At 69.9% G+C, this 23,793-nt stretch carries 21 protein-coding genes; 8 read left to right on the top strand and 13 right to left on the bottom strand.

Features of this window, described 5'->3' with window-relative positions; translation table 11 throughout:
* Positions 1-92: 92 nt before the first annotated feature.
* The 5 genes from KDM41_09485 to KDM41_09505 all read right to left on the bottom strand — a co-directional run bounded on the left by KDM41_09485 (position 93) and on the right by KDM41_09505 (position 5,240).
* Positions 93-1,244, bottom strand: a complete 1,152-nt coding sequence (locus tag KDM41_09485; protein ID MCB1183657.1) for a PatB family C-S lyase — start codon at positions 1,242-1,244, stop codon at positions 93-95.
* Positions 1,245-1,283: 39 nt separating this feature from the next.
* The gene (locus tag KDM41_09490; protein ID MCB1183658.1) at positions 1,284-1,790 is read right to left on the bottom strand and encodes a DNA-binding protein; all 507 of its coding nucleotides are present in this window, start codon (positions 1,788-1,790) and stop codon (positions 1,284-1,286) included.
* Positions 1,790-2,524, bottom strand: coding sequence for a DUF4230 domain-containing protein (locus tag KDM41_09495; protein MCB1183659.1), 735 nt, complete (start codon positions 2,522-2,524; stop codon positions 1,790-1,792). The genes KDM41_09490 and KDM41_09495 overlap by 1 nt, the downstream gene beginning before the upstream one ends.
* Positions 2,525-2,632: 108 nt before the next feature.
* Complete coding sequence (locus KDM41_09500) at positions 2,633-3,847, bottom strand: HDOD domain-containing protein (protein ID MCB1183660.1); 1,215 nt, start codon at positions 3,845-3,847, stop codon at positions 2,633-2,635.
* 193 nt (positions 3,848-4,040) lie between these two features.
* A complete protein-coding gene (locus KDM41_09505; GenBank protein ID MCB1183661.1) occupies positions 4,041-5,240 on the bottom strand; it encodes a DNA polymerase IV in 1,200 nt (399 codons plus the stop codon).
* A 288-nt stretch (positions 5,241-5,528) separates the two neighbouring features.
* Here KDM41_09505 and KDM41_09510 point away from each other — a divergent pair, with 288 nt between their 5' ends.
* On the top strand, positions 5,529-6,509 hold the full coding sequence (locus KDM41_09510) for a TAXI family TRAP transporter solute-binding subunit (GenBank protein ID MCB1183662.1): 981 nt from the start codon (positions 5,529-5,531) through the stop codon (positions 6,507-6,509).
* 118 nt (positions 6,510-6,627) lie between these two features.
* Positions 6,628-8,787, top strand: a complete 2,160-nt coding sequence (locus KDM41_09515; protein MCB1183663.1) for a TRAP transporter fused permease subunit — start codon at positions 6,628-6,630, stop codon at positions 8,785-8,787.
* 84 nt (positions 8,788-8,871) lie between these two features.
* Here KDM41_09515 and KDM41_09520 read toward each other — a convergent pair whose 3' ends face one another.
* Positions 8,872-9,738, bottom strand: coding sequence for a homoserine O-succinyltransferase (locus KDM41_09520; protein ID MCB1183664.1), 867 nt, complete (start codon positions 9,736-9,738; stop codon positions 8,872-8,874).
* Positions 9,739-9,824: 86 nt separating this feature from the next.
* Between KDM41_09520 and KDM41_09525 the strand changes: the two genes are divergently transcribed.
* The 4 genes from KDM41_09525 (at position 9,825) to KDM41_09540 (ending at position 12,611) form a co-directional block, all read left to right on the top strand.
* Complete coding sequence (locus tag KDM41_09525; protein MCB1183665.1) at positions 9,825-10,523, top strand: pirin family protein; 699 nt, start codon at positions 9,825-9,827, stop codon at positions 10,521-10,523.
* A gap of 118 nt (positions 10,524-10,641) precedes the next feature.
* Positions 10,642-11,346, top strand: coding sequence for an SOS response-associated peptidase (locus tag KDM41_09530; protein ID MCB1183666.1), 705 nt, complete (start codon positions 10,642-10,644; stop codon positions 11,344-11,346).
* A gap of 13 nt (positions 11,347-11,359) precedes the next feature.
* Positions 11,360-12,079, top strand: a complete 720-nt coding sequence (locus tag KDM41_09535) for a transaldolase (protein ID MCB1183667.1) — start codon at positions 11,360-11,362, stop codon at positions 12,077-12,079.
* 34 nt (positions 12,080-12,113) lie between these two features.
* Positions 12,114-12,611, top strand: coding sequence for a hypothetical protein (locus KDM41_09540; protein MCB1183668.1), 498 nt, complete (start codon positions 12,114-12,116; stop codon positions 12,609-12,611).
* A gap of 7 nt (positions 12,612-12,618) precedes the next feature.
* On the opposite strand, the gene KDM41_09545 is transcribed toward KDM41_09540, so the two are convergent.
* Positions 12,619-13,926, bottom strand: a complete 1,308-nt coding sequence (locus KDM41_09545; GenBank protein ID MCB1183669.1) for an aminotransferase class I/II-fold pyridoxal phosphate-dependent enzyme — start codon at positions 13,924-13,926, stop codon at positions 12,619-12,621.
* 274 nt (positions 13,927-14,200) lie between these two features.
* Here KDM41_09545 and cysD point away from each other — a divergent pair, with 274 nt between their 5' ends.
* Together cysD and cysN are read left to right on the top strand one after the other, a co-directional pair.
* Positions 14,201-15,127 carry a sulfate adenylyltransferase subunit CysD gene (cysD, locus tag KDM41_09550; protein ID MCB1183670.1) on the top strand — a complete coding sequence of 309 codons (927 nt, stop codon included), beginning with the start codon at positions 14,201-14,203 and terminating at the stop codon, positions 15,125-15,127.
* On the top strand, positions 15,127-17,034 hold the full coding sequence (cysN, locus tag KDM41_09555; GenBank protein MCB1183671.1) for a sulfate adenylyltransferase subunit CysN: 1,908 nt from the start codon (positions 15,127-15,129) through the stop codon (positions 17,032-17,034). The genes cysD and cysN overlap by 1 nt, the downstream gene beginning before the upstream one ends.
* 112 nt (positions 17,035-17,146) lie before the next feature.
* On the opposite strand, the gene KDM41_09560 is transcribed toward cysN, so the two are convergent.
* The 6 genes from KDM41_09560 to KDM41_09585 all read right to left on the bottom strand — a co-directional run.
* Positions 17,147-18,247: a DUF4126 domain-containing protein gene (locus KDM41_09560; protein MCB1183672.1), complete on the bottom strand. Its 1,101-nt coding sequence runs from the start codon at positions 18,245-18,247 to the stop codon at positions 17,147-17,149.
* A gap of 95 nt (positions 18,248-18,342) precedes the next feature.
* On the bottom strand, positions 18,343-19,590 hold the full coding sequence (locus tag KDM41_09565; protein ID MCB1183673.1) for a HAMP domain-containing histidine kinase: 1,248 nt from the start codon (positions 19,588-19,590) through the stop codon (positions 18,343-18,345).
* The gene (locus KDM41_09570; GenBank protein ID MCB1183674.1) at positions 19,587-21,539 is read right to left on the bottom strand and encodes a hypothetical protein; all 1,953 of its coding nucleotides are present in this window, start codon (positions 21,537-21,539) and stop codon (positions 19,587-19,589) included. The genes KDM41_09565 and KDM41_09570 overlap by 4 nt, the downstream gene beginning before the upstream one ends.
* Positions 21,532-22,605 carry an FIST C-terminal domain-containing protein gene (locus KDM41_09575; protein MCB1183675.1) on the bottom strand — a complete coding sequence of 358 codons (1,074 nt, stop codon included), beginning with the start codon at positions 22,603-22,605 and terminating at the stop codon, positions 21,532-21,534. Before KDM41_09575 ends, KDM41_09570 begins: the two co-directional genes overlap by 8 nt.
* A 1-nt stretch (position 22,606) precedes the next feature.
* Positions 22,607-22,993: a response regulator gene (locus KDM41_09580; protein ID MCB1183676.1), complete on the bottom strand. Its 387-nt coding sequence runs from the start codon at positions 22,991-22,993 to the stop codon at positions 22,607-22,609.
* On the bottom strand, positions 22,990-23,793 hold an 804-nt coding region (locus KDM41_09585), incomplete at its 5' end, for an HD domain-containing protein (protein ID MCB1183677.1). The genes KDM41_09580 and KDM41_09585, both read right to left, overlap by 4 nt.

Below are 23,793 nucleotides of genomic sequence, written 5' to 3' on the forward strand. Positions count from 1 at the left end.
GCAGGGAGCGCAGCCAGGATGGCGGAGCGACCGGAGCGCGAGCCTCCGGCCGACACGAAGTCGGCCGGAGGCGCCCGCCGGAACCGCGCCGATCACCCCCGGGCGGCCTCCACCGCCCCCCGCAGCCGCCGGATCGCCTTTTCCAGCGTCGCCCGCGGGCACGCGAAGTTGCACCGCACGTAGCCCGGGCCGTCGAAGTGCTCGCCGGGCGAGAAGCCGAGGCCGTGGGACTCGAAGTGGGCGCCCGCGTCGGTGAGGCCGAGCTCGCGCACGTCGAGCCAGGCCAGGTAGGTCGCCTCGACGCGGGACATGCTGACGCCGGGCAGGTCGGCCACGGCGGCGGCCAGCAGATCCCGGTTGGCACGCAGGTAGACGAGCTGGGCCGCCAGCCAGTCGCCTCCGTGGCGCCAGGCCGCCTCGGCGGCGACCAGGCCGAAGACGTTCACGTGGGGCACGATGCCGGCCTTGGCGCGCTCGAAGCGCCGGCGCAGGGAGTCGTCCGGGATCACGGCCACCGAACAGCCGAGGCCGGCGATGTTGAAGGCCTTGCTCGGCGCCAGCAGGGTGATGGTGCGGGCGGCAATCTCCGGCGAGAGCGAGGCGAGCGGCACGTGCCGGCGGTCGGTCGCCAGGCTGAGCTGGGCGTGGATCTCGTCGCTGCAGATGACGACGTCCCGCCGCAGGCACTCCTCGGCGAAGACCGCGAGCTCGTCGCGACGCCACATGCGGCCCACCGGGTTGTGGGGATGGCAGAGCAGGAAGAGCCGCACGTCGTCGGTCAGGCCCGCCGCGAAGTGCTCGCGCCCGCAGGTCCAGCCGGCCGCGTTGTCGCCCTCGAGGGCGATCTTCCGCACCGTGCGGTCCATGAGGCCGGGCACGCGCAGGAAGGGTCCGTACACGGGCGTGTGCACCGCCACGCCGCTGCCCGGTTCGCCCACCGCGCGGCAGGTCACGCTCAGGCCGCACACCAGGCCGGGCAGCCACACCAGCCAGGCCGGATCGACCCGCCACCCCCACTCGCGTTCGCACGTCTCGAGGAAGACCTCGACCAGGCCCGGCGGCGTGCCCGGGTAGCCGTACACGCCGTGGCGCGCGCGTTCGGCCAGGGCGTCGACGACGGCCGCTGGCGACCGGAAATCGGCGTCGGCCACCCATAGGGGCAGGATGTCCCGCCCGGCGTACCGGTCCCACTTCTCGCTGTTGGTGCCCGTCCGGTCGACGGGCGTGTCGAAGTCGAAGCTCATGCGGAGTCCCGGGTTCGGGGAAGGCGCACGCGGCGCCGGTCAGCTGCGGTCGCGTGCGGCAAGATAGGTCCGGATGCGTTCGACGGCCTCCGCCGGCGTCGCCACCAGGCTGTACTCGGCGTCCGGCGCCCCGGCGCGGAGGAAGGCCTCGCCCGGATCGAAGTCGACCAGCACCACCGGCCGGCCGAAGCGCAGGGCCAGGGCGATCTCGCTGAGGGTGCCGCCGGTGCCGCGGCAGGCCACGACCACGTCGCTGGCCAGGATGTTGATGACGTTGCGCGCGGCGCCCATGCCGGTGGGAATGACCAGGTCGAGGCCCGCCGCGCCGCCGTCGCGGTCGTCGTCGTAGAGGATGCCCACGGTCAGGCCGTCGGCCTCGCGGGCGCCCGTCACCGAGGCCTGCATGACGCCGGTGGCCCGACCGCCGGAGATCAGCACCCAGCCGTTGGCGGCGATGAGGCGGCCCATCTCGCGGGCCACGGCGGTCGTGCGCGCGTCGGCCACGGCGCCGCCCATGACCCCGATGCAGGTGCGGCGTGGGGACATCAGAATCCTCCCTCGCGGATCTGGTCGGGGTCGGGCAGCAGCTTCTCGAGCCGCGACGTGTCGACCTCGGGGTGGAAGCCGCCCGAGGGCAGGAAACGCACGTCGGCGCGGCTGGCCCCGAGGCCCTGGGCCAGCATGGACAGGGTCTGGGTGGCCGAGCGCTGGGCCCGGTCGGTGGCCTTGGCCACCAGTTCGCCGGCGAAACCCTCGGCCTGCTGCCGGGTCTCGGCGATGAGCTTGTTCTTGGCCTCGACGCTGAAGCCGCCCGTGAACACGCGCCCGATCACCTCGGGGACGATCAGCGGGACGAGCTTGGTGTTGTCCTCGCTGTGGATGTGCATGTCGCGGATCAGCACCTCGTGGCGGCAGGGCGGCAGCACGAACTCGTACTCGGCCGCGGCCAGGGGCACGATCTCGAAGCGGGGATCGGTCAGGTCGTAGCGGAAGTCGATGTCGAACTCGATGACTAGGGTGATGCGCCGCTCGCTCAGCAGCCAGCCGAGGTACTTGCGGCCGAATTCCCCGAACCAGTGTTCGCTGGCGGTGATGACTTCCTTGGTCATGATGCGGAAGACGCTCAGCTCGCCCACGGTGCGCATGCTCGTGACGAAACTCTCGTGGGAGACGCGGGCCGGGGCCGCGGCGCCGCGGCCCCGGCGGGCCAGCTTCCACACCGCCCAGGCCACGAGGGCGACGAGCACCCCGCCGGCGAATCCGATCAGCAGTTTGTCCAAGGGCGGGCTCCTGGTCCGGGGTGCGGAGGCGACGACCGGCACAGGATGGCAAAAAGGCGCCGGCCGATCAAGCGGGGATCGGCCGGCGGCGGCGGAGTCGGGGCCGGCTCAGGCCGGCTGGGGCTGGACGAGCGCCGCGACCTCGGCGCGTGAGAAGACGATGCCCAGGCGCGGCAGTTCCTCGGTGCCCGCCGGTGCGTTGGCGCCGCTTTCGAGCAGCAGCGCGGCGCGAGCCTCCTGGGTGGCCAGGAAGGGCATGAGCTGACCGATCTGCTGCTGGGTCAGGCACTGGGAGTCGATGAGCACCAGGCCCACCCGCTCGCTCCCGGCGACCTGGTTGAAGAAGTCGTCCATGGGGAAGATGGTGTGGCCGAAATGATTCAGCAGGGTCTGGGCCCATTCGCGCCGCTCGTCCTCGGTGGTGACGACGACGCACGACGTGAGGGCGCCCGCCTCGGCCTGCCGCGACGCGCCGGTGCCGGCGATCTTCATGAACGACTGCATGTCCTCGATCTTCTGGTCCATGGTCGTCAGGGCGGTCTTGATGGCGTCGAGGCTCACGCCGAGACCGCGCATGAGGGACAGCAGGTCGGCCTCCGACGCGGTGTTCTCGAAGGAACCACCGTGGATGATGGCCATGACGTCGGCCAGGGCGACGAGGTTCGTCAACGGACGTTCGCCGTCGGTGGCGCGGGCCACGTCATGATGGAAACGGGCGGCGTCGCAGAACGGGTCCGGCAGCTGCCAGTACTGCAGCAGCCCCTGCCCCACCTGGGCGTGGGTCAGGCCGATCTCCTCGGCCTCGCGGACGAGCCGGTCGCCGGCGGTGTCGGCGAGGATCGGCGCGTAGATGTCCGGCACCGCGGTGGCCAGCACGTAGGCGCCGATGTCGTGCATCAGGCCCGCGATGAACGCCTCCTCCGGATCGATGCGCCGATTCAGGTGCGGCACCAGGGCCTGGCAGGCGGCGCCGTTGGCCAGGGCGTGATTCCAGAACTCGCTCATGTCGACCTTGTCGCCCAGCTTCTGCAGGGCCTCGACCGAGCCGAAACCCAGGGCCAGGTTGCGGATCCCCGTGAAGCCCAGGATGACCACGGCCCGGCTGATCGTCGTCACTTCCTTGGGCACGCCGTAGAAGGACGAGTTCACCAGCTTGAGGACCTTGCCGGCCAAGGCCTGGTCCGAGGAGAGGACCTTGGCCACGTCGTTGGCCGATGCGTTGTCGTTGTTCAGCACGCTCATGAGCTGGCGCGTCACCTCCGGCAGCGGCGGCAGGTTGCGCATGACGGTCATGATGCGGGCCTTGATGCGGTCGGTCGACATGGATCGATCTCTCCGGGCACGGGCACACGGGTTCAAGTGCTGTCTCCGTCTGCAATTCGGCCGGATAAGGGGCGCCTTTACCAATAGGTTCGCGGCGGCCCGCGGCGGACCGGCAGGGGATCCCCCGCCTCGGCCGCCTGCCCCCGCAAGATATTTACATCCAACAAGATACGCGCCGCCAGGATGCGACGGTTCAGGACCCGGGACGCCGCGGCAGGCCCCGCCCCAGCTTGGCCCCGAAGCGGTCCCGGACTCCGTCCAGCACCCGATCCAGGTCGCGCTGCCGGACCCGCTGCGGATCGGGGAAGAGCTCCGGCTGGCCGCCGGGCCGCCCGAGGTTCGAGGCGGTGATGCCGATCAGGCGCAGCGGGCGCCCGCGGCGCCCGAGGGCGCGTTCGAGCAGGTCGCGGGCCTGGGCCCGGATCTCGGTGTCGCTGTCGGTGGGTTCGGGCAGGGTGACCGAGCGGGTGTGGGTCGTGAAGTCGGGATAGCGCGCCTTGAGGGTCAGCGTCGAGGCCACGAAGTCGTGGGCCCGCAGGCGCCGGGCCACCTTGTCGCACAGGTGGTGCAGGATGCCGACCAGCTGCTCGCCGTCGGCGACGTCCTCGCCGAAGGTCGTCTCGTTGCCGATGCTCTTGGCGGCGTGGGACGGGATCACCGGGCGCTCGTCGTGCCCCACCGCCAGTTCGAGCAGCTGGGCCATGTGGTCGCCGTAGGTCCGGATCAGCTGCGCGCGCGGGCGCGCGAGCAGGTCGGCCACGAGCCGGATGCCGTCGGCCTCGAGCCGTCCGCCCAGCACCTTGCCCACACCCCACAGGCGGCGCACCGGCAACCCGGCCAGGAGTTCGCGCTCGGTGCCGGGCGCGATGACCACGAAGCCGTCGGGTTTCTCCAGGTCGCTGGCGAGCTTCGCGAGGAACTTGTTGGGCGCCACCCCCACCGACGCCACCAGACCGATCTCGTCGCGGATCCGCTCCCTGATGCGGCGGCCGATCTCCGGCGGCGCCCCGAAGAGGCGCCCGCAGCCGCTGACATCGAGGAAGGCCTCGTCGATGGAGAGGGGTTCGACCAGGGGGGTGAAGTCGGCGAAGATCGCGAAGACCGCCGCGGAGACCTCGGCGTAGCGGTCCATGCGCCCGCGGAGGAAGACCCCGTCCGGGCACAGCCGCACCGCCCGGGCGGCGCTCATGGCGCTGTGCACCCCGAACCGGCGCGCTTCGTAGCTGGCGGCGGCGACCACGCCGCGGCCTTCGGGCGTGCCGCCGACGATGACCGGACGCCCCCGCAGGGAAGGATCGTCGAGCACCTCGACCGAGGCGTAGAACGCGTCCATGTCCACGTGCAGGATCGCGCGGTCGAAAATCGGTGGGGTCAGCGGGGCTGCGGGCGCCATGGGGCCGGTCCTGTCCTGGGGCGGATTCGACGCGGAGGGCGGGGATTCCGCCGCGCCCGGGGATTATCGGGCCCACAGGCCGCTCCGTCCAGCCCGGAAGTCCGACCCGCCGGCGGAAAATCGGGAACTTCAATTTTTGGGATTCATTTTCATTAAATCGTTATAATCCAAACAGTTTAACTGTTGACAGGATGCGATCAGTTGTCCTACGGTGGAGGACGCTTGGTATCGAGAACGACGATGCACGGCACCATCTCCCCTCTCGTACGTCCGAAGGAGGACCCGACCATGAAGAATAAGCTGTTCCTCAGTCTGCTCTGTCTCGCTTTCGTCGGCATGATGTTCGCCCCCGGCGATGCGGCGGCCGAGGCCTTCAAGGGCAAAGTCGGCGGCGGGCCGACGGGCGGCACTTTCAACACGTTCACCAACGCCATGGCCGTCTACGTGCCGAAGCAGCTCGAGAACGTGAAGCTTTCCGCCGTCGGTTCCGGCGGCTCGGTCGAGAACGTCAAGCGCGTCAGCAGCGGTGAGAGCGACTTCGGTCTGTGCTACGCCGTGGACAGCGCGCTGGGCCGCAACGGCAAGCTCCCCAAGGACGAGAACAAGTACGACGGCCTGCGCGCCATGGGCTTCCTCTACGGCGCCCCCGCCCAGCTCGTCGTCCGCGCCGACAGCGACATCAAGTCGGCCTACGACCTCAAGGGCAAGAAGGTCGCCGTCGGCAACGCCGGCTCCGGTGCCGCCGCCAGCGCCGAGCGCTTCTTCCGCCACATCGGCGTGTGGGACGAGTTCAGCCCGCAGTTCCTGGGCTACTCCGCCGCCGCCGGCGCGTTCAAGGACGGCAAGATCGACGCCTTCTGGCTGCTCGTCGGCCCCCCGAACCGCGCCATCATCGAGGCCAGCGTGCAGGTGGACATCCGCCTGATCCCCGTCGGTCTGGACGCCGAGAAGTCCGGCTTCTACAAGGAATTCGCCTACATCCCGATGGACATCCCGGCCGGCATGTACGGCGAGGGCATGCCCGCCTGCCCGTCGTTCCAGGACGCGTGCTTCCTGTCGGTGAACGCGAACGTCCCCGACGACGTGGTCTACGACATCATGAAGACGCTGTGGTCCGCCGAGGGCATGGAGGCCATGACGGCCGCCAAGAAGACCTTCAAGAGCATGAACATGGAGAACGGCTTCGACGGCGCCAGCATCCCGCTGCACCCCGGTGCGGTGAAGTTCTGGGAAGAGCAAGGCAAGACGGTGCCCGCCAACCTGAAGTGATCCGGCGCGGCACGTGCGCCGCCCACCGGATGTTCACGCGGGGAGGGGGCTCGGCTCCCTCCCCGCTCTTGTTCCCGATCCGCCCGCCGGGAATCCCGGCAGGAAAAGAGTTGCAGCAATGAGCGATCCCCAAAACCCGGAAGCCCTCCCCGAGGGAGCCAGCCAGGAAGTCCTGGACGAGCTCATGGAGAAGGATGCCAAGTCCGGCCGCACACTGACGCGGTTCTGGTACTGGATCACGAGCGGGCTCGGCATTTTCATGGTCCTGTTCTACATGTGGAACTCGGCCATCTCGCCGGTCAGCACCCAGTACCATCGCGGCATCTACGTCCTGATCACGTTCGTCATGGTCTTCCTGACCTACCCGATGACCGGACGCTCCCGCGCGGACCGTCCCTCGATCAGCGACATCTTCATGGCCCTGGTCTCGATCTGGGTCGTCGGCTACTGGATCCTGGAGTTCGAGAACCTCAACTACCGCATGGGATCCGAGACGACCCTCGACACGATCGTCGGCGTGGTCGGCATCCTGGTCAGCCTCGAGGCGGCCCGGCGCGTGCTCGGCATGTCGATGACCCTGGCCGGCCTGGGCTTCCTCGCCTACCTGCTGTGGGGCAACCTCCTTGAAAAGGTGCCCGTGGCCGACGCCTTCGCCCACGACGGCTTCGCCGTCACGCGGGCCCTCAACTTCCTCTTCTACAACCAGGACGGCGTCTTCGGCATCATGGCCGACGTGCTCGTGACGTACGTCATCCTGTTCATCTTCTTCGGGGCGTTCCTGAAGTATTCCGGCGCGAGCAAGTTCTTCATCGACCTGCCCCTGGCCCTCGCCGGCAAGAGCGTCGGCGGACCGGCCAAGGTCGCCGTGATCGCGTCGGGCTTCTTCGGCTCGGTGTCCGGTTCGGCCATCGCCAACACGGTCTCCACGGGCGCCTTCACCATCCCGATGATGAAGCGGGCGGGCTTCAAGCCCCACGTCGCGGGCGCCATCGAGCCCGCGGCCTCGATCGGCGGCATGTTCATGCCCCCGATCATGGGCGCCGGCGGCTTCCTCATGGCCGAGATGACGGAGATCCCCTACGTCGACATCATGAAGATGGCCATCTTCCCGGCGGTGATGTACTTCCTGTCGGTGTTCGTGATGATCCACTTCGAGGCCAAGCGCTACGGGCTCTACGGCGTCGTCGACCCGGACGCCCCCACGGCGTGGCAGATCCTCAAGAAGGAGTGGTTCCTCAGCGTGCCGCTGATCATCATCGTCGTGATGATGCTCGTGGGCTACTCGGCGGGTTTCGCGGCCGTGGTCGCCACGGTCAGCTGCGTCGTCGTGAGCTGGTTCACGCCCGACCACAAGATGGGCCTCAGGGAGATCCGGGCCGCCATCATCGAGGGCGCCCGCAACACCCTGATCATCGGCGCCACGGTGGGCGTCATCGGCATCATCGTCGGCACGATCAGCCTCTCGGGCATCGGCCTGAAGTTCTCGGACATCATCATCTCGCTGTCGGGCGGCTTCCTGCCCGTGGCGATCCTGCTGATCGGCATCGCCTCGCTGGTGCTCGGCATGGGCGTGCCGGTGACGGCGGCCTACCTGATCACCGCCGTGCTGACCGTCGGCTCGGTCTCGAACATGATCGCCATGCAGCACTTCGGCGTCTCGTTCGCCGAGCTGTCCAGCCCGGCCATGGGCGACTTGTCGGTGGAGGCGTATCGCGCGCTCATTGCGACCAACGCCCACCACGCCGCGTGGGTGCTGATCGCGAGCCACATGATCGTGTACTGGTTCAGCCAGGACTCGAACATCACGCCGCCGGTGTGCGTGGCGGCCTACGCGGGCGCGGCCATCGCCGGTTCGGATCCGTGGAAGACGGGCTGGACGAGCTTCAAGTTCGCCAAGTTCCTCTATGTCGGTCCGTTCCTCTTCGCCTATTCGCGGGGCTTCCTGCTGGACGGCTCGCCGCTGGAGATCATCATGGCCTACGCGACGATCACGCTGGCCACGATCGCCTTCGGCAGCCTCACCATGGGCTACCTCGCCTGCGGCATGAACCTGCTCGAGTGGATCATCATGGCGGTGGCCACGGTCATCCTGTTCTTCCCGGGCGTCTTCCACGCCGCGATCCCGGGCCACATTCCCGACCTGATGGTCGATTTCCTCGGCATCGCGCTGTGGGTCGGGGTCTTCCTGCTGCAGAAGGGGCGCATCCGGATGAATCCGAACCTGACGCTGCCCATCCACGAGCAGAAGAAGCTGAAGGCGGCGGCCAAGGCGGGGTGATCCCGCCGGACCGCACCGCTTGGCGCACAGCAAACGGGGAGCCGACGGCGGCTCCCCGTTTCGCGTTCCCGGGCCGCCGCCGCGTCAGGTCAGCGAGGCGAGCCAGCGTCCGACGATGCGGCGCGCCGATGCGGCCCACGGTGCGGCGAGCCCGGCGGTGACCGCGGCCTCCGGCAGGGGCGGCCCCGGCGGCCCGGCCCGGCAGGCCGCGGCGTGGGCCGCGAGCAGCGTGGTGGCGGGCCCGTCGAGGTAGCCCGCGGGCAGGGGCGGGAAGTCGGGACGCTCGCCGCCCTGCCAGCGCCCCACTTCCCGTTTGTACTCCTTGAGCAGACTGACCGCTTCGTATTCCGGATGCCCCTGCAGGAAGAGCCGGCGGCCGTCGGCGGCGACGGCCAGGTGGGGTCCGACCGCCGGGCTGTCGAGCAGGACCGTCAGGCCCGCAGCCGCGAACTGGGCCGCGTCGAGGTGGTTGTGGCGGGAATGGGGCACCGGGACCGGCGCGTCGAGACCGGCCACCAGCGGGTGTCCGGGGCGCGGCAGGTCGTGCGGGAACACCCCCCACACCTTCGGCACGACCGGCCGCCGCTCCTGGCCGTGCTCGGCCAGCAGGAAGGCGTGGGTCGCCAGGCAGGAGAACAGGGTCGGCAGGCCGGTGGCGCTCACGTGGGCGAAGACCTCCCGCAGGCCGCGCCAGAAGGGCTGGCCCGGCAGGTGCGGGTCGCCGACGTTGGTCCCGCTGATCACGAGCACGTCCAGATCCGCGGTCGGGATCGCCGCCGCGTCCCGATAGCGCTCCGCCACGTGGGCGGCCACGGTGGGCCCCCGGGACACGCCGGCCACACCGAAGAGGACCAGGTCGTCGGGGCCGTCGCGACCGCAGAGGCGGGCGAACTGGCGCTCGGTCACGCGCAGGGCCGGGTCGGGCATCATGTTCAGCAGTCCGAGGCGCACGCGCCGTCCCTTCCCGGCGGCGGTGCGGTCGCCGCCGGCCGAAACCGGAGTATATTGGGCGGGAGCCAACGGAAGGACACCCGACCATGATCCAAGTGCACCCCGCCGGGAACCGCGGCCACCTCGACCACGGCTGGCTCGACACCCGGCACACGTTCAGCTTCGGCCAGTTCCACGACCCGGCCCGGATGGGCTTCCGGGCCCTGCGGGTCATCAACGAGGACATCATCGCCCCCGGCATGGGCTTCGGCAAGCACCCGCACCGGGACATGGAGATCCTGACCTACGTCCTGGCCGGCGGCCTGGCCCACACCGACAGCATGAACAACACCTCGGTCATCGGGCCCGGCCGGGTGCAGCGCATGAGCGCCGGGACCGGTGTCGTGCATGCCGAGCACAACGCCTCCGACACCGAGCCCGTGCACCTGCTCCAGATCTGGCTCCTGCCCGACGCCGCCGGCCATCCGCCGAGCTACGAGGAACTCGATCTCGGCCCCGGCGACATCGACGGCCGGCTGCGGGTGCTGGCCTCGCCCGACGCGGACGACGGCGCCACCACCTGGCACCAGGACGCCTGGCTGTACGCCTGCCGCCTGCCCGCCGCCGGCGAGATCGGCCACGTGCTGGCGCCGGACCGGCACGCCTGGCTGCAGGTGGCCCGGGGCACGGCGCAGCTGGGCGGCGTCGGGCTGGAGGCCGGTGACGGCGCCGCCGTGAGCGGCGAATCGCGCCTGGACATCACCTCGATCGAAGGGACCGAGTTCCTCCTCTTCGACCTGGCCTGAGGTCCGCCCGATTGCGGACGGCAGGCGGAATCTGCTACCTTGGGCGCGCGGCGCCCGGCGTCCGTGCCGCGGCGGCGACCGGCGCCGCCGCGAACCCCAACCGGATCCGGAACCGACCATGTGTGGCCGCATCGTCCTGTCCGTCGCCCCCCACCGCATCGCCGAGGAATTCTACCTCGACATGGTGCCCGACCTGCTGCCCCGCTACAACATCGCCCCGACCCAGGACGTGGCCGCGGTGCTGCCCAACCCGCGCTCGGACGGCCGCCTGGTGGAGATGTTCCGCTGGGGCCTGGTGCCCCACTGGTCCAAGGGCCCGGACGAGGCCGCCCGCATGATCAACGCCCGCAGCGAGACCGTGCTGGAGAAGGGCTCCTTCCGCGACTCGTTCCGCGAGCGACGCTGCCTGGTTCCCGTCAACGGGTTCTACGAGTGGCAGAAGCGCCCCGACGGCAAGCAGCCCTTCCTCTTCCGGCGCCGCGATGCCGGTCTTTTCGCCCTTGCGGGGATCTGGGATCGCTGGGAATATCCCGGGGGCCGGGAGCTGCGCAGCTGCTCGATCCTGACCACCGAAGCCAACCGGGTGATGCGGCCGGTCCACCACCGCATGCCGGTGATCCTGGCGCCGGAGGCCTGGGAGAAGTGGCTGAGGCTGCCGGCGGACCGGGCCGCGGAACTGACCGATCTGCTCCGCCCCCTGGCCACGGACGACCTGCTGGCCGCGCCCGTCACCCGCGAGGTGAACCGGCCGGCCTTCGACGAACCCCGCTGCCTCGAGCCGATCTGGGACGATCCGGGCGGGCAGCTGAACCTCTTCGGCTGAGAGGTCCGCACCCATGTCGCGCGATACCGCCAACGCCGCCCCGGGGGCCCGGCCCGGCCTGCGCCTCTTCCTCGACAGCGCCCGGCCCGCCGACTGGGAGACGTGGCTGCCGCGCGGCGTCTTCCACGGCGTGACCACCAACCCGGTGCTCCTGCAGCGCGCCGACCAGCCCTGCACCCTGGCGAACCTCGAAGCCGTCGCCACACGGGTGCGCGACCTCGGCGCCCGGGAGATCCAGCTCCAGACCTGGGGCGCCACGCCCGGCGAGATGTTCCACAACGGCAGCCGCCTGGCCCTGATGACCGGGCTCGGCCTGGACGTGGCGGTGAAGGTCCCGGCCACGCCGGACGGCCTCGTCGTCGCCCGTCGCCTGGCCGAAGCCGGCACGCGCGTCACGCTGACCGCCGTCTTCCAGCCGGGCCAGGTCGTGCTCGCGGCGGGGTTCGGAGCGGCCTACGCGGCCCCCTACCTCGGCCGCCTGATCGACGCGCGCCGCAAGGGCCGCGACCTGGTCCTGGCCATGGACGACATCCTGAAGTACACGGGCTCGGCGACGCGGCTGCTGGTGGCGAGCCTGCGCTCGACCGACCAGGTGATCGACCTCGCTGCCCACGGCCTCGACACGTTCACGTTCGGCGCCCCGGTGGCCGAGCAACTGCTTTCCGACAAGCTGACCGAGAAGGCCACCGCCCAGTTCGAGGCGGCGGCTGCCGCCATGGGCGGCCGCACCTGAGCCCGGCAACGGCTCGCACCTCCGGAGGGAAACCATGTTCCGTTTGCGCCCCCTGCTCGTTCCCGTCCTCGTGGCCGTCGGCCTCGCCGCCGCCGGCGACGCCTGCGCCCAGAGCTACTACCAGAAGGAGACGACCCTCGCCGCCGAACTGTTCGGCACCGGCGGCGAGCTGTCGCTGCAGTTCGAGAAGATCCTCGGCGAGAAGTTCATGTTCCGCACGGGCATCGGCCTGACGGGCGTGGCCTTCCGCAAGGGCTACACCGTGCCCTTCGGCGTGAGCGCGCTGCTGGGCAAGGGCCGCAACTTCATCGAGATCGGCGGCGGCGGCACCTGGATCGACTTCGACAACAACGGCGATCCGGCCGACGAGGTGATCTTCGACCTGAAGGAGGACCAGGTGGTGGGGCACGGGGTCGTGGGCTACCGCTTCATCGGCGACTACGGCTTCACCTACCGGCTGGCCTTCACCCCCGCCTTCACCAAGGAAGGCTTCAAGCCCATGGGCGGGGCGGTGTTCGGCTACAGCTTCTAGGCCGCCTTCAGCGCCCGACGTACTGGCGGAAGAGCCCCGCCAGCAGCTCGGGCACCAGCCGCATGCGCTCGGGCGTCTCCACGTAGGCCACCCGCATCTGGGTCCGGCCGGGGTTGGGGACGCCCGCCGGCGTCTTGTAGAACCCCGCCATGGGCGCCGTCAGCAGGGTCAGGTCCTCGCCGTCGACGTCCACCTTCCCCTCGCGCGCACAGAACAGCACGAACGCCAGGGCGTCGAAGTCCGCCGGCGCGATGGCGCGCACGTCGACCACCGAGTAGATGCTCGCATCCGGACTCGAGACGACGACCCCGGGCAACAGGTCGCGGGTGCGCCGCGTGAAGTCCTGCAGCATGCCCCGGTAGTACTCGCGCTGGCGCGCGTACCAGGCCTGCAGGTCGGCGTGGGAGACGTGCGCCAGCCCACCGAAGATGTACTGGCCGATGGTGTTGCTGCACAGGCTGGCCGTGTTCTCGGCCACGCAGCGGGCATGGAACTCGGGGTTGTCGGTGACCAGGCCGCCGATGCGCAGTCCGCAGGCGTTCCACACCTTCGACGACGTCTCGATGCTGATGCGCCGGCCGGTGATGCCCGGCACCTCGTCCTCGGTCAGGCTCCACACGCTCAGGGGCGCGGCGTCGGTGTAGTAGAGCTCGCGGTAGGCCTCGTCGCTGACCAGCCACAGGCCGTGTTCGACGCAGAGCCGGGCCAGGTCGGCCAGGGCGGCGCGGTCGTAGAGCTGGCCGGTGGGGTTGTCGTAGGGGATCACGACCAGGGCGCCCGGCTTCTCCCGCGCGATCACCGCGGCGATCTCGTCGCGGGCGGGCAGGCTGAAGCGGCCGTCGTCGCCGAGGGTGCGGGTGATGGACACCGTGCGGCGGCCGAGGCGCTGGGCGAACGCGGTGTAGTTCGTGTAGGCGGCGTCGATGAGCAGCAAGGGGGCCTCGGCGCTGCCCGCCGGACCGCAGCAGCCCGTGATGACCAGTTCCATGGCCTGGCTGCCGCCGTCGGTGACCTGGCTGCGCAGGCCGTCCACCGCGCAGCCGCTGCTGGCGATGATGTTGAGGAAGGCCGCGTTGGTCTCGGCCAGCCCCACGGTGGCCGTGTACTTGACCACCCCGCCGGCGAAGGGCGAACCGGGGGCGCGCAGGTTGTCCATCCGCTCCTGCAGGGCCGGATGCATGGGCAGCGAGACGTTGCCGATGGCCACGTTCAGGTCGCGGGTCGCGTCGCCGCGCTTGGCGAACTCGATCTGGGCCAGCCGGATGACCGACGGCTCGCGGCCGGCGAAATGGGCGGACAGGCGGGGTGCGGGCATGGGTCGCTCCTTCGCGCGGGGTTCCGGACGGGCGCGGACCCGCCAATAATAGGTCGCGCGCGCCGGGGACACAATCGGCTGCCCGGGCCCGGCGGGTGATTTTTCGGGCGTTCCGGGCCGGAATGGGCTATACTGGCTGCCGAAATCGCACCTCTTTCCGGGGCGCGGCCGAAGATCCGCTCGGTTCCGCTCACTTCCGGCGTCAAGCCGGCCTCCGGATCGCCGAAACCTTCAGGAAACAAAACCCTTAACCAGAAATCCGGGAGATCCGCGCGTGAGCTCGTACTCCATGACGCACCTCAAGCAGCTCGAGCAGGAGAGCATCCACGTCATCCGCGAGGTGGTGGCCGAGTTCAGGAATCCGGTCATGCTCTACTCGGTCGGCAAGGACTCGGCCGTCATGGTGCGGCTGGCCCAGAAGGCCTTCCATCCGGGCCGTTTCCCGTTCCCCCTGATGCACGTCGACACGGGCTACAAGTTCCAGGAGATGTACGACTTCCGGGACAGCTTCACCGCCTCGATCGGCGCCCGCCTCATCGTCGAGGGCAACACCGCGGCCCAGCAGCAGGGCTCCCACCCCACGCGCATCGGCAACGACAAGTGCTGCCAGCTGCTGAAGACCCGCGCCCTGCTCGACGGGCTCGCGAAGCACGGCTTCGACGCGGCGTTCGGCGGCGCCCGGCGCGACGAGGAGAAGTCCCGCGCCAAGGAGCGCTTCTTCTCGGTGCGCGACGAGTTCGGCCAGTGGGACCCGAAGAACCAGCGCCCCGAGCTGTGGAACCTCTACAACGCCGACATCGACGAGAAGGAATCGGTGCGGGTCTTCCCCCTGAGCAACTGGACCGAGCTGGACGTGTGGCAGTACATCAAGCTCGAGGACATCCCCCTGGTGCCCCTGTACTTCTCGGCCCTGCGCCCCACGGTCGAGCTGGGCGGCATCATGATCCCGTACGAGCACGCCGACGTCGTCGATCCGGACGGCAAGCTGGGCCTGACACCCGACAAGGTGAAGGACGTGCGCTGCCGCTTCCGCAGCCTCGGCTGCATCCCGTGCACGGGGGCCGTCGAGTCGGACGCCGAGACGATCGACGACATCATCGCCGAGGTCGTCGCGGCCCGCCGCAGCGAACGCGAGAACCGCGTCATCGACCTGACCAGCGACTCCTCCATGGAGCAGAAGAAGCGGGAGGGGTACTTCTAATGGCCACGCCGGACCTGCTGAGGGACTACGAGCACAAGAGCCTGCTGCGGTTCACCACCAGCGGCAGCGTCGACGACGGCAAGAGCACGCTCATCGGCCGCCTGCTCTACGAGACGAACTGCATCTTCGAGGACCAGTACGCGGCCGTCGAGAAGACCAGCCGCCAGCGCGGCGACGAGCGCGTCGACCTGGCCCTGCTGCTGGACGGCCTGGCCGCCGAGCGCGAGCAGGGCATCACCATCGACGTGGCCTACCGCTACTTCACCACCGACAAGCGCAAGTTCATCATCGCCGACACGCCGGGCCACGAGCAGTACACGCGCAACATGGTCACCGGCGCCTCGACCTCGGAGCTGGCGATCATCCTGATCGACGCGCGCAAGGGCGTGCTCACCCAGAGCCGGCGTCACGGCTTCCTGATCTCGCTGCTGCAGATCCCCCACCTGGTGGTGGCCGTCAACAAGATGGACCTGGTGGACTGGGACGAGCAGACGTTCCGGGACATCGTGAAGGAGTACAAGGAGTTCAGCCAGAAGCTGGACATCCACGACATCACCTTCATCCCCATCAGCGCCCTCGACGGCGACAACGTCACCGTGCGCAGCGAGCGGATGCCCTGGTACGAGGGCCAGACGCTGCTGCACCATCTGGAGAACGTGCACGTCTCGGCCGACAAGAACTTCGTCGACTTCCGCTTCCCGGTGCAGTGGGTCTCGCGGCCGAACCTGGACTTCCGCGGGTTCGCCGGCACGATCGCGTCCGGGACGATCCGCGTCGGCGAGGAGATCGTGGCCCTGCCCAGCGGCCGGGTTTCCCGGGTGAAATCGATCGTGACCTACGACGGCGAGCTCACCGAGGCCTTCGCGGGCCAGGCCGTGACGATCACCCTTGCGGACGAGATCGACATCTCGCGCGGCGACATGATCGTGCGCCGGAACAACCTGCCCGAGGTGGGCAACGAGTTCGACGTGAACCTGTGCTGGATGGACACCGAGCCGATGAACCCCCGGACCCACTACGTCCTGAAGCACACGACGAACAAGGTGAAGGCCTACATCTCCGGCATCAGCTACAGGATCGACGTCAACACCCTGCATCGGCAGGAGACGGACCGCTTCGGGCTGAACGAGATCGGGCGCGTCGCGATCCGCACGGCCCGGCCCATCTTCTTCGACAACTACCGCGTCAACCACGGCACCGGCAGCTTCATCCTCATCGACCCCATGACCAATCGCACCGTGGCCGCCGGCATGATCCGGGGCAAGTCGCGGGACGTCGAACAGGTGATGCGCACCCAGCACAAGGCCAGCCGCACCTCGACGAACGTGCGCTGGGAAGGCGGCGTGGTCTCGGCGGCCGACTGGGAGAAGCGGAACGGCCACAAGGGCGCGGTGCTGTGGTGCACGGGCCTGTCGGGCTCGGGCAAGTCCACGGTGGCCAAGGGGCTGGTCAAGCAGCTCTTCGGCCGCGGCTGCCAGGTGATGATGCTCGACGGGGACAACGTGCGGCACGGCCTGTGCGGCGACCTCGGCTTCAGCGACGAGGACCGCTCGGAGAACATCCGGCGGGTCGGCGAGACCGCCAAGCTCTTCTACGAGCAGGGCAACATCGTGGTCTGCACCTTCATCTCGCCCTTCCAGGCCGACCGGGATTTCGTGCGCTCGGCCCTGCCCGCGGGCGCCTTCCACGAGCTTCACGTGAAATGTGATCTCGAGGTGTGCAAACGGCGCGACCCCAAGGGGTTGTACAAAAAGGCAATGGCCGGCGAAATCAAGGATTTCACGGGCATCGACTCGCCGTACGAGGAACCCGCGAACCCCGAGTTCACGGTGGAGACCGACATCCACAGCGTCGAGGACATCGTGGGGCAGCTCGAAGCCTATCTCGAGGAGCGGGGAATCATCTGACACCGGGGCCACCGGGACCCATCGCGAAGGCGCCCCCCGCGGGGCGCCTTTTCGCATGGGCCCACCGGGACATCCACCCGACGGTCGGTCCGGACCGCGCCGGATGGCGGCCTCAGCGCGGTGCCACCCCCAGCCGGCGGATCGCCGCGATCAGCTCGTCCTGGAGCGCGGGCTCGAAGTCGGTCACGGCATGCTGCATCCGCAGTCGGCCCGCACGGTCGAAGACGAGCAGGGAGCAGTGGTCGTCGGGCATGACGTAGGTGAGCTTGAAGAGCCCCTCATAGTCCATGAGGGTCCACTTGTCCCGCTCCTGTGGAAACTTGCCCTTGATGGTTCGCTTCACGAAGAAGGGCACGCCCTTCAGGTGGGCCACCGGCAGGAACTTCACCCGGTGGCGCGCGATGAGGTCGGCCACCGAGTCGCGCAGGGCGGGCGCCCACTGTTCGATGTACCTGCTGCCCTGGCGGTCGCCCGCCACCACCACGACCACGGCGCCCCGGTAGGCGCCCGAGGTGTGCAGGGTGTCGAACTGGTCCTTGATGCGGAACTCGACGAGGGGCGTTCCCGGGGGTTCGGCGGCCTGCGCGGGCTCCGCCGCGAGGGCCGCGGCGAGCAGCAGCGGCGCCAGCCCCAGCAGCCGCCGCCGGCGGCGCCGCCGGAACACGCGGGCCACGGCCACGACCAGCGCCACCGCCAGCACGAGCGCGAGCAGGGGCACCAGGATGGCCAGCCCCGCGAGCAGCGCGCTGCCCCCCCACTCCACGAGCGCCAGCAACGGATTGGCCAGCCCCGCCGTGGCGACCGAGCTGCCCGCCCGCAGGCCCGCGGTGGTGCCGTGCACGAGTCCTGCCGCGCCCCCGCCGGCGATCAGGGCCATGGCCCAGCGCAGCCAGGGCGCCATGTCGACGAGGGTCGCCGCCGCGAGCACGGTGCCGGCCACCACGGCCGCGGGCCCGGCCACGGTGTCGAGCAGGTTGTCGAGGAAGGGCACGAAATAGGCGACGATCTCGCAGGCCGCCGCCGCGGCGAACATGACCAGGGCCGGATCGGAACCCAGCCAGTCGAAGCCGGTGGCCAGGGGCAGCAGGCCGACCCGGGCGCCGAGACCGGCCACGAGCAGGGGCACGAATACGCGCAGGCCGACGGCGGCCGCGAGGCCGATGCCCGTGGCGACCGCCGCGATGAGGGTGGGCTGGGGCAGTTCGGGCGACATGAGGCCTTCCGCGGCTCGGGATCCGGGTGACGAGAGACCGATCATAGCAGATGCGGTGCCCCGTGCCGACCTCCGGTCGCGGAACCGCGTCCGGGCTAGACCCGCAGCGCGACAGGTTCCGGCGCGGGTGCGGGCGCCGGTGCGGCCGGTGGGGGCAGCTCGATCCGGACGCGCAGGCCGCCCCCGACCCCGCTGCTCGCCAGGGCCCGCCCCCCGTGGCGCTGGGCGATCAGGCTGACGATGGGCAGGTCGAGGCCGATCCCCCGCCGCTGGGTCGCCAGCGGGGTGAAGGGTTCGAACACGACCGCCAGTTCTTCCGGCGTCAGGAGCGGTCCTCCGTCCTCCACGGTGAAGCGGAAGGCGCCGTCGGCGGCGAAGTCGAGCGCCACCTCGACCTGGCCCCAGGGTGGCGTACGCCGGACCGCGGCGACCACGACACGCCGCAGGGCGCCGTGCAGCAGCGGCGGATCGGCGGTCCAGGCGGGCAGGTCGGCCGGCTCGGGCCAGACGATCCCGACGCCGCGACTCGCCGCCACGGGTTCGACCTCGTCACGGATCCGCTGCAGCAGCGGCACGAGGGGAATCGGCTCACAGGCCAGAACCGCCTGGTCGGACTGCAGCCGGACGAAGTCGAGGATGGTCTCGAATGCCGCCAGCAGGTTGCGCCCGGACGCCTCGATGCGGTCGAGGTAGGCCTGGGAGTCGGGCGACAGGTCGCTGCGCTGGCCGAGCAGCTGGGTGAAGCCGAGGATCGCGTTCAGCGGCGTGCGGAACTCGTGGCTCATGCGGCCGAGAAACTCGTCCTTGGCGCGCCCCGCCGCTTCGAGGTCCGCCGTGAGACCGCGCTGGCGGGCGATGAAGGCCTCGCGCATGGCCTCCATGCGGTAGGCCATGGTGACGAGGACGGCGTAGCAGATCCCCATCTCGAACTTCACCGACAGGGACGCCACCCCGGGCACGTCGCCGAGCCCGACGGCGATGGCCAGCCCCACCGACCAGACACCGATGAACGTCAGCCCCCGCCGCAGCCCCAGGAAGTAGAAGGCCGGCACCGGGATCGGGTAGACCCAGACGAGGGCCGCCACGCCGAGGCTCTCGGAGGCCATGATCACGAAGATGAAGAGCACGCTCATGCCCACGCCGCCCGCGACCGCGGTGTTGCCGGTGCGGCGGTGGACCAGGTGGTTGACCAGGAAGGCCACGAACATGAAGACGTTCACCGCGAAGACCTCGGGCAGGCCGCGGTGCAGGTTCAGGCCGGCGAAGGCCGCCGACGAGACGATCGCCATCAGGCTGCCGTTGGTCAGGACCCGGTTGGAGGAGGGCTGGTCGGTGCGCTTCATGATCCCACCCCCGCTTCGACCCGGCCCGGCCGGGAGGTGGACGGACGCGTCGGGTTCCCCACCACCGGCAGTTCGACGGTGAAGGTGCTGCCGACGCCCGGGGTGCTGGTGCAGGTGAGATCGCCCCCGTGCAGTTCGCGCACGATCTTGCGCGAGATGGACAGACCCAGGCCCGTGCCCTGGTTCGCCTTCCGCATGGGATTCTCGATCTGCCGGAACGGGGAGAAGAGCTCGCCCATGTCCTCCGCGGCGATGCCGACACCCGTGTCGGTGACCGCGATGCGCAGGCGCTCGCCGACCTCGACCCCGATCGTGACCCGCCCCCCCGCGGCCGTGAACTTGACCGCGTTGGACAGCAGGTTCAGCAGCACCTGCTTGATGAGCTGGGCGTCGCAGTGGGCCATGATCGCCAGCGGGGGCGGGGCCTGCAGTTCGAGATCCTTGTTGCGGGCCAGCGGCTCGGTGAGCAGCACCGCTTCCCGCACGATCGGCTCCAGGGGGGTCGCCTTGGCCTCGCAGACGATCTTGCCCGCCTCGAGCTTGGCGAAGTCGAGGATGGTGTTCACCAGCTGCAGCAGGTTGTTGCCGGCGACCCGGATCTTGCCCAGGTACGTCTGCAGGTCCGTCGGCAGGTCGGTGCGGCGTTCGAGGATCTGGGCGAAGCCGATGATCGCGTTCAGGGGCGTGCGCAGTTCGTGGCTCATGTTGGCCAGGAAGGCGTTCTTGGCCTGGCTCGCCCGTTCGGCCGAGTCGGCGAGATCGAGCAGGGCCGCCTCGCGTTCCTTGCCGATCAGGTTGAACCGCACGAGCCGGATCAGCAACTGCAGCATGTCGATCAGGTAGACGCGGTTCGGCAGGTCGATCAGGTCGACGCCCACGTACCAGTCGCGGTCGCGGAGGGCCACCGTCGTCACGACGTCGTAGGCCGTCAGGTCGATGGGCTCGGTGAGCACCACCACGTCGCGCACGCACCAGCCCATGGTCTCCTCGATCACCTGGGGCAGCTCGGATTCGAGCAGGCGGCCCAGCTTGCGGCCGTCCGCCTCGCCCACCTCGAGATCGAAGGCCCGCCCGGTGATGCGGCGGATGAAGCGGAAGGCCGACGAGACGGCGAGGAACGAGACCGAGGAGATGTCCTGCAGGGGGCGCGCGAGGCTGGCGACGAACTGCTCGGAGTGGCGACGAACGGCCTGCTCCAGCTCGCGCCTCCGTTCCGCGTCGGCCCCGTCGCGCAGGGCCGCGAGGTACTGGTCGACGGCCCGGTGGTGGGTTTCGTGGAGCTGGATGCTGTGGGGCAGGTCCAGGTTGGCCACGCTGTCGAGGCCCGAGGCGGCGATCTCCTCGAAGATGGGATAGACGCCGCAGCGGCAGCCCGCCCCGGTGACGCCGCAGCCGGCAAGCACCCGCGCCGTGTGCTCGCGGTGCGCCAGGGTGGCCTGGTAGAGGAGCTCGAAGACGTGCACGATGCCGCCCGAACCGCCGCCCGCGGTGGCCTCCGCTCCCTCGACCTCGGCCATGATGAGCTGCTCGGCGATGCGCAGGTAGCGCAGGATCACCCCCAGATCGTCCCGGACCTGGTCGTTGACCCGGGCCAGGTCGCAGACGGCCAGGCAGAGCCCGTCGAACCCGGCCCGGATCTCGTCGCGGCCCGTGCCCGTGGGCAGCTGGAGAAGCTCGACATGGGCGCGGCGGGCGGCGAAGTGGGCGTCGAACGGGGTCTGGAACTGGGCGACCAGGAAATCGCGCAGCTGCCGCTTCAGCCGGGCGAGATCGGCCTTGCCCGTGATGCGGGGCAGGTCGCGACCGCCGGCGAGGTGGCTGTCGTAGACGCCGTCGGCGATCAGTCCCGCGTAGGAGGCGATGTACTGTCCGACCCGCTCGCGCTCGGCGAGGTCGCCCGGCGTGAGCCCGAAGCGTTCGGCCAGCGACTGCCCGCTCCACTCACTCATCGGCCACCGCCCCCACCAGGCAGGTCTTGTTCAGGATGCGCACGCCCTCGAAGCCCACGTTGGTGATCTCGCCGACGCTCGTCAGTCCGATCACCTCGGCGCCGCCCGCGGCCGCCTCGACGGCCCGCATCTCCTCGGCGAAGCGCTCGCCCAGGAAGTTCACGCGGGAAATGCAGTCGAAGACCAGCACGCGCCGCGCCCGCACGCGGGCGAGGACGTCGCCGGCCATGCCGGCCACCGCGGCCACCAGCTTCTCGGCGTCGCCCTTCATGACGAAGAGGGCATCCATCTCCCGCACGCCGCTGATCACGGTCACCGAGCCGTCCTCGCCGGCGGCGACGGGGTCGCGCACGATGGGCTCGCCGCCCTGGAACGAGGCGATCCCGAGGGGATGGCCCGCGGCGATCGTCGCGAAACCGTCCGCTGTGAGTTCAAGTCCCTCGGCGTCGGCCAGGGCCCGACGGTACACCGCCAGGGCCGGCTCGTGGTTCAGTTCGTGGATGATGTTCCTGTCGGCGCGGGTGACGACCAGGGGCCCGTGCACGCTGTCCCAGCCGTGCCGCACGCCCACATGGAAATCGATGCCGCTGCCCAGCAGCACCGCGTGGTCGATGTGGGCGCCGTCGCGGTCGAAGACCACGGGCCGCCGCACCAGATCGGCGCAGCCGAGTCCGGCGCCCATCAGGTCGATGCCCCCGATGACCACCTCGAGATTCCGCACGAAGCCTTCCACGTGGGCCGAAAGCCCGTCGCAGAACAGGAGCAGGGACCGGGAATGGCCGCACGGATGCAGCCGCGCCGCGATCGCCGCGGCGTCGTCCCGCATGTCCAGCCGCGTCAGGAACGAGCGGGCCGGGTCGAAGGAGATCAGGGCCGCCGCGTCGGCGAGCAGTTCGTGGCCGCGGATCAGCTGCGGCACGACGACCGCGATCCACTCCGCGTCGCCCATGATGCCGTCCAGCCGCGCGACCTCCGCACCCCGCTCGCCGGCGAGCAGGACGAGGTGCGTCCGGTCCGTCCGGGGCCGCAGCGCGTCCAGTTCGTCGGCCAGCTGGATGTCGAACACCTCACACCTCCGCGGCGGCGGGGGTCAGGTAGCGGCCGGCGACCTCCGCGATCCGGTCCAGGTCGATGGGCTTGGCCACGTAGTCGTCGAAGCCGTGCATCAGCAGCCGCTCGCGGTCGCCGACCACGGCGAAGGCCGTCACCGCGACGATCGGCACCTCGAGGCCGAGATCCCGGCGCGCCGCGGCCAGCAGCTCGGTGCCGTCCATCTCGGGCATGTCGATGTCGGTCAGGAGCAGGTCCCAGCGCTCGGCGCGCAGGCGCTCGTAGGCCGCCCGACCGTCCTCGACCACGTGGATCTCGGCCCCGGGCACGATCAGCATCAGCATGTCGCGCAGCACGAGCTGGTTGAATTCGTCGTCTTCGGCGATCAGGATGCGCGGGTTCATATCTTCTCTCCAATGAGTTCCAGGATGCTCGGGGTCTTGTCCTCGTCGTCCGGGTATTCCGCCCGGATGGCGAGGAAGCGGTCCAGGTTGTCCAGGAGCAGATCGACCAGGACCGGATCGAAGTGCTTCCCCTTCTCGTCCTTCATGAGCTTCGCGACCCGCTCGATGGGCATGGCGTCCTTGTAGACGCGGCGCGAGGAGAGGGCGTCGAAGACGTCGGCGACGGCGACGATCCGGCCGTAGATGTGGATGTCGTCGCCGGCCAGGCCGCGGGGATAGCCGCCGCCGTCGTACTTCTCGTGGTGCTGGGCGGCGATGATGCGGCCCGCCTCGAGCAGGGGGAAGCCTTCGCAGTCGTCCAGCATCTCCTCGCCGATGGTCGCGTGCAGCTTCATGGTCTCGTACTCGGCCGCGGTCAGGCGCCCCGGCTTGAGCAGGATCTTGTCGGGGATGCCGACCTTGCCGATGTCGTGCAGCGGCGCCGCGTTCAGGATCAGGTCGCACTCGACCCGCGGCAGCCCGTGCAGCTCGGCGAGCACGGCCGAGTAGCGGCTCATGCGCCGGATGTGGAAACCGGTCTCGAGGTCGCGGAATTCGGCCGTGCGGCCCATGCGGTAGGCGATCTCGGTCTCGGCGGCGGTGGCCAGGGCCAGGGCCTCGCTCAGCTCGCCCGTCGCCTCGGAGATCTTGCTCTCCAGGATCACGTTGATGTCCGTGAGGTACTCCTCGTAGGCGGCGATGCGCGCGTAGTTCAGGGTGCGCAGCACGAGCTCGTCCACGTCGACGGGCTTGCCCACGAA

Source organism: bacterium (assembly GCA_020440705.1).
Classification (GTDB): Bacteria; Krumholzibacteriota; Krumholzibacteriia; order LZORAL124-64-63; family LZORAL124-64-63; genus JAGRNP01.

Bases quoted from the DNA above. Each gene is read 5' to 3' on its own strand.
- KDM41_09530 (MCB1183666.1), top strand. From the start codon at position 10,642: ATGTGTGGCCGCATCGTCCTGTCCGTCGCCCCCCACCGCATCGCCGAG.
- KDM41_09540 (MCB1183668.1), top strand. From the start codon at position 12,114: ATGTTCCGTTTGCGCCCCCTGCTCGTTCCCGTCCTCGTGGCCGTCGGC.
- KDM41_09490 (MCB1183658.1), bottom strand. From the start codon at position 1,790: ATGTCCCCACGCCGCACCTGCATCGGGGTCATGGGCGGCGCCGTGGCC.
- KDM41_09500 (MCB1183660.1), bottom strand. From the start codon at position 3,847: ATGTCGACCGACCGCATCAAGGCCCGCATCATGACCGTCATGCGCAAC.
- KDM41_09485 (MCB1183657.1), bottom strand. From the start codon at position 1,244: ATGAGCTTCGACTTCGACACGCCCGTCGACCGGACGGGCACCAACAGC.
- cysN (MCB1183671.1), top strand. From the start codon at position 15,127: ATGGCCACGCCGGACCTGCTGAGGGACTACGAGCACAAGAGCCTGCTG.
- KDM41_09515 (MCB1183663.1), top strand. From the start codon at position 6,628: ATGAGCGATCCCCAAAACCCGGAAGCCCTCCCCGAGGGAGCCAGCCAG.
- KDM41_09505 (MCB1183661.1), bottom strand. From the start codon at position 5,240: ATGGCGCCCGCAGCCCCGCTGACCCCACCGATTTTCGACCGCGCGATC.
- KDM41_09535 (MCB1183667.1), top strand. From the start codon at position 11,360: ATGTCGCGCGATACCGCCAACGCCGCCCCGGGGGCCCGGCCCGGCCTG.
- KDM41_09510 (MCB1183662.1), top strand. From the start codon at position 5,529: ATGAAGAATAAGCTGTTCCTCAGTCTGCTCTGTCTCGCTTTCGTCGGC.
- KDM41_09525 (MCB1183665.1), top strand. From the start codon at position 9,825: ATGATCCAAGTGCACCCCGCCGGGAACCGCGGCCACCTCGACCACGGC.
- KDM41_09570 (MCB1183674.1), bottom strand. From the start codon at position 21,539: ATGAGTGAGTGGAGCGGGCAGTCGCTGGCCGAACGCTTCGGGCTCACG.
- KDM41_09565 (MCB1183673.1), bottom strand. From the start codon at position 19,590: ATGAAGCGCACCGACCAGCCCTCCTCCAACCGGGTCCTGACCAACGGC.
- KDM41_09580 (MCB1183676.1), bottom strand. From the start codon at position 22,993: ATGAACCCGCGCATCCTGATCGCCGAAGACGACGAATTCAACCAGCTC.
- KDM41_09560 (MCB1183672.1), bottom strand. From the start codon at position 18,247: ATGTCGCCCGAACTGCCCCAGCCCACCCTCATCGCGGCGGTCGCCACG.
- KDM41_09545 (MCB1183669.1), bottom strand. From the start codon at position 13,926: ATGCCCGCACCCCGCCTGTCCGCCCATTTCGCCGGCCGCGAGCCGTCG.